The organism is Halorhodospira abdelmalekii, assembly GCF_016583625.1.
GTDB lineage: Bacteria > Pseudomonadota > Gammaproteobacteria > Nitrococcales > Halorhodospiraceae > Halorhodospira > Halorhodospira abdelmalekii.
Window position 1 is genome coordinate 56,116 of sequence record NZ_NRRN01000011.1, and the last position, 10,971, is coordinate 67,086.

10 protein-coding genes and 1 pseudogene are annotated in these 10,971 nt (G+C 62.6%); 9 read left to right on the top strand and 2 right to left on the bottom strand.

Annotation, left to right across the window (positions count from 1 at the left end):
• The first annotated feature begins 14 nt into the window (after positions 1–14).
• From CKO15_RS04115 to CKO15_RS04155, 9 genes are all read left to right on the top strand, one after another.
• On the top strand, positions 15–1,517 hold the full coding sequence (locus CKO15_RS04115) for a class I SAM-dependent DNA methyltransferase (RefSeq protein WP_200192789.1): 1,503 nt from the start codon (positions 15–17) through the stop codon (positions 1,515–1,517).
• Positions 1,514–2,746 (top strand): restriction endonuclease subunit S, encoded by a 1,233-nt coding sequence (locus CKO15_RS04120; RefSeq protein ID WP_200192791.1) that lies wholly within the window; start codon positions 1,514–1,516, stop codon positions 2,744–2,746. Before CKO15_RS04115 ends, CKO15_RS04120 begins: the two co-directional genes overlap by 4 nt.
• Positions 2,743–3,747 carry a virulence RhuM family protein/type II toxin-antitoxin system death-on-curing family toxin gene (locus CKO15_RS04125; RefSeq protein ID WP_200192792.1) on the top strand — a complete coding sequence of 335 codons (1,005 nt, stop codon included), beginning with the start codon at positions 2,743–2,745 and terminating at the stop codon, positions 3,745–3,747. Before CKO15_RS04120 ends, CKO15_RS04125 begins: the two co-directional genes overlap by 4 nt.
• Positions 3,744–6,155, top strand: a complete 2,412-nt coding sequence (gene hsdR / locus CKO15_RS04130) for an EcoAI/FtnUII family type I restriction enzme subunit R (protein ID WP_200192795.1) — start codon at positions 3,744–3,746, stop codon at positions 6,153–6,155. The genes CKO15_RS04125 and hsdR overlap by 4 nt, the downstream gene beginning before the upstream one ends.
• Before the next feature lie 178 nt (positions 6,156–6,333).
• A complete protein-coding gene (locus CKO15_RS04135) occupies positions 6,334–6,822 on the top strand; it encodes a CYTH domain-containing protein (RefSeq protein WP_200192796.1) in 489 nt (162 codons plus the stop codon).
• Positions 6,819–7,358 carry a L,D-transpeptidase family protein gene (locus tag CKO15_RS04140; protein ID WP_200192798.1) on the top strand — a complete coding sequence of 180 codons (540 nt, stop codon included), beginning with the start codon at positions 6,819–6,821 and terminating at the stop codon, positions 7,356–7,358. Before CKO15_RS04135 ends, CKO15_RS04140 begins: the two co-directional genes overlap by 4 nt.
• 1 nt (position 7,359) lies before the next feature.
• A complete protein-coding gene (gene nagZ, locus CKO15_RS04145) occupies positions 7,360–8,457 on the top strand; it encodes a beta-N-acetylhexosaminidase (RefSeq protein ID WP_242464553.1) in 1,098 nt (365 codons plus the stop codon).
• Between the two features lie 15 nt (positions 8,458–8,472).
• Entirely contained in the window at positions 8,473–9,021 is a 549-nt protein-coding gene (locus CKO15_RS04150) for a hypoxanthine-guanine phosphoribosyltransferase (RefSeq protein WP_200192800.1), read from the top strand.
• 15 nt (positions 9,022–9,036) lie between these two features.
• On the top strand, positions 9,037–9,783 hold the full coding sequence (locus CKO15_RS04155; RefSeq protein ID WP_200192802.1) for an S-methyl-5'-thioinosine phosphorylase: 747 nt from the start codon (positions 9,037–9,039) through the stop codon (positions 9,781–9,783).
• A 146-nt stretch (positions 9,784–9,929) separates the two neighbouring features.
• On the opposite strand, the gene CKO15_RS04160 is transcribed toward CKO15_RS04155, so the two are convergent.
• Complete coding sequence (locus CKO15_RS04160) at positions 9,930–10,733, bottom strand: CsiV family protein (RefSeq protein WP_200192804.1); 804 nt, start codon at positions 10,731–10,733, stop codon at positions 9,930–9,932.
• Between the two features lie 50 nt (positions 10,734–10,783).
• A pseudogene (locus CKO15_RS04165) lies at positions 10,784–10,971 on the bottom strand (RNA-guided endonuclease TnpB family protein); the annotation flags it as partial.

Below are 10,971 nucleotides of genomic sequence, written 5' to 3' on the forward strand. Positions count from 1 at the left end.
CAACTGGAGAGTGAATGTTCGAACAAACCTTCCGTAACATCGACGACGTGCTCTGGAAAGAGGCCGGCTGCGCCACCGAGCTGGACTATACAGAGCAGACGTCTTGGATGCTGTTTCTCAAGTACCTAGACGATCTGGAGCATGAGCGCGCGCAGGAGGCGGAGCTGGTGGGCAAGTCCTACCGCTACATCATCGATGAGCCTTACCGCTGGTCGGCGTGGGCCGCGCCGAAGACGGCGGACGGCGCGTTTGACCACGACGAGGCGCTGACGGGCGCCGATCTGATCGCCTTCGTCAACGACGAGCTCTTTCCCTATCTGCAGGACTTTCGCGTGCGGGCGACGGGTCCGGACACCATCGAGTACAAAATCGGAGAGATCTTCAGCGAGATTCGCAATAAGTTCTCCAGCGGCTACAGCCTGCGCGATGCGCTGGAGCTGATTGACGGCCTGAGCTTTCGCTCGCAGAAGGAGAAGCATGAACTCTCCCATCTCTACGAGGCGAAGATCCGCAACATGGGCAACGCCGGGCGCAACGGCGGGGAGTACTACACGCCGCGTCCGTTGATCCGCGCCATGGTCCAGGTGGTGAAGCCGCGCATCGGCGAGCGTATCTATGACGCCGCCGCCGGGTCAGCGGGCTTTCTGTGCGAGGCGCACGACTATCTTCGATATGGTTCGGGGCGTTACGGGCCGGACGGCTGGGGTGATGGCCAGCATGATAGCAGCCATCTCTCCACCAGTGACCTGGATACCCTTCAGACCCGCACCTTCTATGCCAAGGAGAAGAAGAGTCTGCCCTATGTCATCGGGATTATGAACATGATTCTGCACGGCATCGAGGCGCCGAATGTCATCCACACCAACAGCCTTACCGAGAACCTGAGCGACATCCAGGAGAAGGACCGCTTCGACGTGATCCTCGCCAACCCGCCCTTCGGCGGCAAGGAGCGCAAGGAGGTCCAGCAGAACTTCCCCATCAAGACCGGCGAGACGGCCTTCCTCTTCCTGCAGCACTTTATCAAGTACCTGAAGGCCGGTGGCCGCGCCGCCATCGTCATCAAGAACACCTTCCTCTCCAACAGCGACAACGCCTCGCGGGCACTGCGCAAGGAGCTGTTGGAGAGTTGTAACCTACACACCATCCTCGACTGCCCCGGTGGCACCTTCCTGGGGGCCGGTGTCAAGACCGTGGTGCTCTTCTTCGAGAAGGGCGCCCCGACGCGCAAGATCTGGTACTACCAACTCGACCCCGGCCGCAGTCTGGGTAAGACCAATCCGCTCAATGACAACGACCTCAAGGATTTCGTCGCCCGGCAGGCCGGCTTCGAGGACTCGGAGAACTCCTGGACGGTGGAGGTCGAGGAGGTTGATTCGGATAGCGTCGATCTCTCGGTGAAGAACCCCAACAAGGCGGAAGCCGCGCCTCTGCGCGATCCCGAGGTGATCATCAACGAGATCGAGACGCTGGACAGGGAGAGTGAGGAGATCTTGGAAGGGATTCGGGGGATGTTATGAGGGCGGATTGGGTATTCAAGCCACTTGGCGAGGTTTGCAACGTAGTAGGCGGTGGTACGCCTTCGAAGCGCAATCCCGCGTTTTATGAGGGTGACATCCCTTGGGCTACCATCCGCGACATGAGGGACGAGGTGCTAGATTGTACGGAATTCAAAATTTCGTCAGAAGCCGTCAAAAACAGTGCGACTAATGTTATTCCGTCAGGAAACGTCGTTATCGCAACGAGGGTAGGGCTTGGCAAAGTCTGTGTGCTGGATCAGGATACAGCAATCAACCAAGACCTCCGTGGAATCATCCCGAAGGAAAAAAACCTTGATGTGCGGTTCCTGTTTCGCTGGTTCCAGAGTGTATCCCACGTCATTGAGGCTGAAGGAACCGGCGCCACGGTCAAAGGGGTCAAGCTACCATTCGTGAAGGCACTGAAGACGCCAGTGCCACCCCTCCCCGAACAAAAGCGCATCGTCGCCATCCTCGATGAAGCCTTCGCGGGAATCGCCACCGCAGTCGCCAACACCGAAAAGAACCTCGCCAATGCCCGGGAGTTGTTTGAGAGCTATTTGAATGCTGTCTTTAGTCAGGAAGGTGACCAGTGGAATTTCGTCCCACTGGATAAGCATATAAAATTCATTGACTACCGCGGAAAAACACCGAAAAAGACCCAGCATGGCCTGAGGTTGATTACTGCAAAGAATGTAAGAATGGGGTTCTTGCGGCGCGAGCCCGAAGAGTTCATCAATAAGGATGACTACGAGGCTTGGATGACGCGTGGAATTCCAATCAAAGGTGATGTTTTGTTCACTACAGAAGCGCCACTCGGTCTGGTGTGTCAATTAGACACAGATGAGCAAGTCGCGTTCGCCCAAAGAATTATCTCGATGCAACCCAATAGAGAAGTCATCGATCCGGGATACCTCTGTTACGCACTTCGGAGTCCATTGGTGCAGTCTCGCATTCACAAGAAAGCGACGGGCGCTACCGCTACAGGAATTAAGGCGAGTTTGTTGAAGAAGATTCACATCCCACTGGTTTCTATTGAAAAACAGCGTAATATTGTTGCTCGCCTAGAGAGTTTGGAGTCGGCGACGCTGGAACTCGAATTCAACTTCAAGCAGAAGCTGGATTCATTGGCTGAATTGAAACAATCCCTCCTACAAAAAGCCTTCTCCGGCGAACTCACCGCTGGTAAGGAGGCAGCCGATACAATCCGCCAGGTGGAGGAAGTCACATGACCACTGACATCCGAGCCCCTGTCCTCATTTTCGAGGATGCCGACAAGGCCGTTGAGGTTCGGCTGGATACTGACCGCGAGACCGTCTGGCTGACCCAGGAGCAGATGACGGTGATCTTCGATGTGCAAAAGGCGGCGGTATCCAAACATCTGAAGAACATTTATCAGGATGGCGAACTGGAACGGGAGGCAACTGTTTCCATTTTGGAAACAGTTCGAACCGAGGGAAAGCGCCGAGTCAGTCGGCAGATCGAGCACTACAACCTCGACGCCATCATCTCCGTGGGCTACCGGGTCAACTCGCGCCGTGCCGTACAGTTTCGCCAGTGGGCCACCCGCATCCTCCGCGAACACCTCACCCAGGGCTGGACCCTGAACCAACAGCGCTTCGAGGAGAACGCCCGCGAACTGGAGGCGGCCCTGGCGCTGGTGCGCAAGGCCGCGCAAAGCCCGGCGCTGGACGCGGGTAGCGGTCGTGGCCTGGTGGATATCGTCAGCCGCTACGCCCAGACCTTTCTGCTGCTGCAGCGCTACGACGAGGGCCTGTTGACCGAGCCGCGTGCCCAGCCGGGTGGAAGCCTGCCCACACAGGAAGAGGCCCGGGCCGCGCTGGACCGTCTGAAATCGGACCTCATGGCGCGCGACGAAGCCACCGATCTGTTCGCTCGCGACCGGGGCGACGGTCTGGCCTCGCTGCTGGGCAATCTGGATCAAAGCGTGTTTGGTGAGCCCGCCTATCCCAGCGTCGAGTCCAAGGCCGCGCATCTGCTGTATTTCGTGGTCAAGAACCACCCGTTTTCTGATGGCAATAAGCGCAGCGCGGCCTTCTTGTTCGCGGACTTCCTCCACCGCAACGGCCGCTTGTTGAATACCGCGGGTGAGCCGGTGATCAACGATGTCGGCCTTGCGGCCTTGACCCTGTTGGTGGCCGAGTCCGATGCCGCCAACAAGGAGACCATGATCCGTTTGATCATGAACATGCTGGCAGGAGCCCAAGAGTGAACGAAGCCGAGACTCGCGCTGAACTCATCGACCCGGGCCTGCGAGCTGCAGGGTGGGGTGTGATGGAGGCCAGCCGGGTGCGGCGTGAGGTGATCACCCTCGGTCGGCTGCAGGGCGGTGGCAAACGGACCAGGCAGGAGATCGCCGACTACGTGCTGATCTATCGCGGCCAGAAGCTCGCGGTGATTGAGGCCAAGAGGCGCAGCTTGCCGGTGACCGAGGGGTTGGGGCAGGCTAAGCGCTACGCCGAGCGCCTGCAGACGCGCTTCGCTTACGCCACCAACGGCGACGGCATCTACCAGGTCGATATGGCCACGGGCACGGAGGGGCCGGTGGATGCCTGGCCCTCTCCCGATGCGCTGTGGGCGGAGACCTTCGGCGCGGCTGCCGGTGCTCAAGAGACCTGGCGGGAACGCTTCGGCGCGGTCCCCTTCGAGGACAAGGGTGGCTTCTGGCAGGCGCGCTATTACCAGCACAACGCCATCAATCAAGCGCTGGAGGCCGTCGCGGCAGGACGGGATCGCATCCTTCTGACCCTGGCCACCGGTACCGGCAAGACCGCCATTGCCTTTCAGATTGCCTGGAAGCTCTTTCATGCCCGTTGGAGCCTGGCGGCACGCGCCTCGGGCACGCCGGGTCGGCAGCCGCGCATCCTCTTCCTAGCGGATCGGAACATCCTGGCCAATCAGGCCTTCAACGACTTTTCCGCCTTTCCCGAGGATGCGCTGGTGCGCATCGATCCGGAGGTGATTCGCAGACAAGGCCGGGTGCCGAAGAACGGCAATGTCTTCTTTACCATCTTCCAGACCTTCATGACCGGTCGCGATGCGGCGGGCCACCCGGCGCCGATCTTCGGTGCCAATTATGAGCAATTTGCGCAGGACTTCTTCGATTTTATCATCATCGACGAGTGCCACCGCGGCGGCGCCAACGACGAGAGCAATTGGCGCGGCATCCTGGAGTACTTTCGGCCCGCCGTGCAGCTCGGCCTGACCGCCACTCCGAAGCGCACGCACAACGTCGACACCTACGCCTACTTCGGCGAGCCGGTCTACATCTACTCGTTGAAGGAGGGCATCAACGACGGCTTTCTGACGCCGTTCAAGGTTCGACAGATCGCCACCACACTGGATGACTACGTCTACACCGCAGATGACGAGGTCATCGAGGGCGAGGTGGAGCAGGGGCGGCGCTACACCGAGGAGGACTTCAACCAGGTCATCGAGATCAAGGAGCGCGAGCGTTACCGCGTGAAGCTGTTCATGGAGCAGATCGACCCGCGCGCGAAGACGCTGGTCTTCTGCGCTACGCAGGAACACGCGCTGGCGGTGCGCGACCTGATCAATCAGCTCAAGACCAGCACGGACCCGCACTACTGCGAGCGCGTCACTGCCAACGACGGCACAGAGGGTGAGCGTTTCCTGAGGCTGTTCCAGGACAACGAAAAGACCATCCCGACCATTCTCACCACCTCGCAGAAGCTCTCCACCGGCGTGGATGCCCGCAACGTGCGCAACATCGTGCTGATGCGACCGGTGAACAGCATGATCGAGTTCAAGCAGATCATCGGTCGGGGGACGCGCCTCTACGACGGTAAGGACTACTTCACGATCTACGATTTTGTGAAGGCCTACGAGCACTTCAGCGATCCGGAGTGGGATGGCGAGCCGCTGCCATCTGAGCCTTGCAAACAGTGCGGCAACAGCCCGTGCAGTTGCACCAGGGAGCCGCCGCAGCCCTGCGCTGTTTGCGGCCAGCGGCCTTGTGTGTGCGAGCAGGAGCCACCTGAACCTTGCGAGCTCTGCGGCGAACGGCCCTGCATCTGCGAGAGACGCCGCAAGGTGAAGATCCGGTTGGCCGACGGCAAGGAGCGCACTATCCAGCACATGAGTGCTACCAGCTTCTGGAGCCCGGACGGCAAGCCGATCTCCGCCGCCGAATTCATCCAGCGCCTCTTCGGTGACCTGCCGGAGCTGTTCAAGGACGAGGACGAACTGCGCCGCCTGTGGGGCCGCCCGGATACACGCCGCAAGCTCCTGGAGGGGCTGGAGGAGAAGGGCTACGGCAGGCAACAGCTGGCCGATGTGGGCAAGCTGATCGAGGCCGAGCACAGTGATCTCTACGATGTGCTGGCCTACATCGCCTTCAACATGGCGCCGGCCACCCGGGCCGAGCGCGTGGCTGCCCACAAGGAGCGCATCTTCCATGGCCACGACTACCGGCAGCAAGACTTTCTGCGGTTTGTGCTCGGTCACTACGTGGCGCACGGCGTGAGCGAACTGGATACGGAGAAGCTGCCGCAGCTGATTGAATTGAAGTACCACAGCCTCGGCGATGCGGTACAAGAGATGGGGCCTGTGAGCAAGATTCGGGAGGTGTTTGTAGGCTTTCAGCAGCATTTGTATTGATAGGGTTTGCGGCCTTGATCATTCATTGTGGCTGCTCTCCATCGCCGCCGGTGAGCTGGGCTTGGCCGGTTGGCCCGATTCCTCTTTGCGGCCCTGTGGCTTACCATGGGCGGGCGATTGCGGCGCAGAGCAACGCAACTCAACGCATCACGGTTAGGGACGGTTGGAGCGAGGTGGTATGGCGCAGGAGATCGAGCGGAAATTTCTCATCACCAGTGAGGCGTGGCAGGCGCACGCCGATGCCGGGCAGCGTATGCGTCAGGGCTACTTGGTCGGTGCCGAGCGGGCGTCGATTCGCGTGCGCACGGCTGCCGATCAGGCGTGGTTGAACATCAAGAGCGCGACGTTGGGGGTTGAGCGTCAGGAGTACGAGTACGCGATTCCGCTGACGGACGCCGAGGAGATACTGGCCACCCTCTGTACGCCGCCGCTGATTGAGAAGACGCGCTACGCGGTCCGCTGGGGGGCGCACACCTGGGAGATCGACGTCTTTGAGGGGGATAACGCCGGTTTGGTGGTCGCCGAGATCGAACTGGCGAGTGCCGATGAGCCCTTCGAGCGGCCTCCCTGGGTGGGACGCGAGGTCTCCGACGACCCGAAGTACTACAACGTCTGTTTGGTGCACCATCCCTACTCTCAGTGGAAGCGTGAGTCGGTAGAAGAGTGAGTCGCTGGACGAGTTGGCTGCTGGTCGATGCGGCGACGCAGAGGCTGTACTTGATGGAGGGGGCGGAGGCGCGCGACTGCTATCCGATTGGGACCGCCGCTGCCGGCCTCGGTGAGCGCTCGGGGAGTGGCTGCACGCCGCGCGGCTGGCATACGGTGCGAGCGCGGATTGGGGCGACAGCGCCGCGCGGGGCGGTCTTTGTCGGCCGCCGGGCGACCGGCGAGATCTGGAGCCGTGAGCTGGCGCAGCAGTACCCGGAGCGCGACTGGATCTTAAGCCGCATTCTCTGGCTCAGTGGTCTGGAGCGCGGCTTCAATCGCCTCGGGGTGCGCGATACGATGCGCCGCTACATCTACATCCACGGCGCCCCCGACGATGCCCCGCTCGGGGTGGCGTGCTCGCACGGCTGCGTGCGCCTGGGCAACGACGCGATCATTGAGCTCTTTCCCCGCGTAGCGGTCGGTACACCGGTCTGGATCGGCAATGGGCCGCCGTTGCGGCCGCTGCCGCGACCCAGTCATCCGGAGTCGTCGTAACATGCCGCCTGCTCAGGCTGCTCAGGCTGCTCAGGCTGTTCGGGCTGCCCGCATGGGGACGGGGGCCGGTCTCGGCCCTCTGATTGTCGCCATCGATGGTCCCTCCTTGCTCGCTGAGGAGCGTGAGCTGCTGCGCCATCCGGCCGTCGGCGGGGTGATCCTCTTTGCCCGCAACTACACCGATCGAGAGCAGTTGTGCGCCTTAACGGCGGCGATCCGTGCGCTGCGTGACCCGCCGCTGCTGCTGCTCGTCGATCAAGAGGGCGGACGTGTTCAGCGCTTTCGCGACGGCTTTACGCGTCTACCGCCGCCGGGGACCATCGGTGCGCTCTATACCGCGCAGCCCGATAGGGCGGAGGCACTCGCAGCACAGTGCGGCCATGTGATGGCCGCCGAGTTGCGCGCCTGCGGTGTCGATCTGAGCTGCGCTCCGGTCCTCGATCTCGACCGCGGGGTCAGTAGCGTGATCGGTGATCGTGCCCTGCACAGCGAGCCGCACGCGGTCGCCCGCCTCGCGATGGCGTGGGTCCGCGGGATGGCGAAGGGTGGCATGGCGGCCGTCGGTAAGCACTTTCCCGGGCACGGCGCGATCGCCGCCGATAGCCACGTCGCGCTACCGTGTGATACCCGGAGTTTGGCGCAGATTGCCGCAAGCGATCTGCTGCCTTTTCAGTGTGCGATTGCCGCTGGTCTGCCGGCGGTGATGGTTGCCCATATCGTCTTTCCGGAGATCGACGATCGTCCCGCCGGCTTTTCCCGGCGCTGGATTAGCGATATCCTGCGGCGCCGGATCGGTTTCTCCGGGGCCGTATTGAGCGACGATCTGGGGATGGCCGGGGCGGTCAGCGTCGGCTCGCTGAGCGCGCGCTGCGTGCAGGCGCTCGCGGCCGGCTGCGATGCGGTCTTGCTCTGTCAGCGCAGCGAGGCCGAGGCGGTGCTGGGGGACGGATCGGGCTCTTTGGAGCTGCCGACCCCGGCGGACTCGCCGCTGCGCCTAGCGCGGCTCTATGGTCGGCGCGCCGAGGCGCCCCCGGCCCACGAATGGAGCGATGACTGGACAGTAGGCGACTCTCCGTGGGAGTCGGCGATTTGGGATTAGACCAGGAGAGGGTATATGCCTTGGGAAGATGCCCCTGAGTTGCAGGGCGCTGAATTGATCCACGACCACCATGCCGTGACACAGGCCTACGATCGCATGGCAGAGGCGATTACGGCGCGCTATGCCGGTCGCCGCCCGCTGGTCATCACGGTGATGATCGGCGGCATCATCCCCGCCGGACAGCTGCTGCCGCGCCTCGACTTTGCCCTTGAGGTCGACTATGTGCACGCAACGCGCTACCGCAATCGCACCGAGGGCGGCGATTTGGTCTGGCATGCTATGCCGACAACCCCGATCGAGGGGCGCGAGCTGCTGATCATCGACGATATCCTCGATGAGGGCTTCACCCTGGCCGGTGTGATCGAGGCCTTCCGCGTGGCGGGGGCACGTTCGGTGGCCACGGCCGTGCTGATCGACAAGCTCCACGATCGCAAGCACCAGGGGCTGCAGGCCGACTTCGTCGGTCTTGAGGCCGAGGATCGTTACCTGTTCGGCGGCGGTATGGATTGCCGGGGGCTTGGGCGCAACGCCGCCGGGATCTACGCCATCGACGTCGGACACTGAGGAAAGGAGATCACGATGAGTTTGGCGATTATTGGCGGTACCGGCCTGACCGCCTTGGAAGGACTCGAGATCACCCGCCGGGAGGTGGTGCGTACCCCCTTTGGCGAGCCGTCGACGCCCCTGATTCACGGCCGCTTTCGCGGCTACGATGTGACCTTCTTGGCTCGCCACGGCTACGGCCACAATATCCCGCCGCACCAGGTGAACTATCGGGCGAACATCTGGGCGCTGCGCCACGTCGGGGTGCAGCAAGTGCTGGCGGTGGCTGCCGTCGGCGGGATCACCGAGGCTTATGGGCCGCGCAAGATCGCCATCCCCGATCAGATCATCGACTACACCCACTCTCGGACCATGACCTTCTTCGAGCAGGATGTGGGGCCGGTGACGCATATCGACTTTACCTACCCCTATGATGCCGAGCTGCGCGCCTGGCTGCTTAGGGCCGCTGCCGAGGCCGGGGTCGAGGCTGTCGATGGCGGCACCTACGGGGCCACGCAAGGGCCTCGTCTAGAGACAGCTGCGGAGATTCAGCGCATGCGGCGTGACGGCTGCGACCTAGTCGGCATGACCGGGATGCCGGAGGCGGCGCTGGCGCGCGAGGCTGAACTGCCCTACGCCCACTGCGCGGTGGTCGCGAACTGGGCGGCCGGCATTGAGGACGGCGGCACCGTCTCGATGGAAGAGATTCGCGAGCATCTGACCTACGGCATGGAGTCGGTGCGCAAGATCATCGCCTCGCTGGCGCCGCGCGTGACCGCTTAAACGTAAGGGCACCTCGAAAATCCTCACCGCCGGCCTGCTAACCCATTGATGATGCGTGCTGAAACTGGGGTTTTTCGAGGCTCCCGTAAACGTCCCTGGCCCCGTAAGCCCCCCGTAAGGGAGGGCGCCGCGACCACGCCGACGACTTACGACGGCGGCTCGCCGCGGCGGATGCGCAGCAGCACTCCCATGGCCGGGTGATCGAAGTAGTGGATCTCGCCTAGACGCACGGGGCGGGTTTCGCGCAGGCGATGCAGTGAGGCGCGTTCAAGCTCTTCATCTGAGAGATCGTCACCGGCGTAGTGGGCGCGGTTCAGGCGCAGGTCGATCATGGCGTGTAGCTGCTGCTCTTGAACGATGCGCACCAGTCCGTAGATCGAGGTGTTGGGTCGCTCGCCCGGAGCGGTGAACTCCGTCGGCTCCGGTGGGCTCGTCGGCGGCTGCCAGTTAAAGGGGATCGGCACAGCGACCGAGTCGCGCTCACGCAGCCCTGGTTGTATCCACGCAGCGTAGTGGATCGGAACGTAGGCCTCGGCGCGGCGCAGCGCCCCCCACTGGTTGCCCAGCTCACGCTGCTCCGGTGGTAGACAGTGGATGCGCACGCCACCGGCGGCGCGCCCGGAGCCACTGCCGCCACAGCCGATCGGCGAGAACCAGCGGTAGTGGTGGGGGTCGGGCGGCGATGGATCGGGCCAGCGCTCGGCGTGTCGACCGCCACGCTCCCACTGGCGAAAGAGCAGCACCTCGACGACGTACCAGTTGCGCTGCGCCGTATCGCCCCCGGCATCGGGGCTGGCGGCTGCCGGGGGGCTGGGAACGAGAAGTAGGGTGGTGAGCAGCAGCAGCGATAGCAGCCACAGCAGCACCGGCTGGAACGCCCGCGCCATCCCGCTGTCTGTGCTATCCCCCGCCGGCGCTCGCCTCATTGCCAGCGGTCGCATTGCTGCCATCGGCCTCACCATCACTGGTCCCCTCCCAGACGACGATTCTGCTCCGAATTTCATACTCGAAAGTGCTCATTCGGTAATTCGCTCTCCGTTGATAGCGCCCGGGTTTGACCAGGCGAGCAACTGGAGTCCTGGTTGAGCAGTCCCAACCGGAGGCGCTCAGTCCGTTCCAGCAAGATCGCCTTGACCCGCTTGAACGGAGTGAACCGCTCAATATCCGGGTCAAACAACCGTGCTAGCA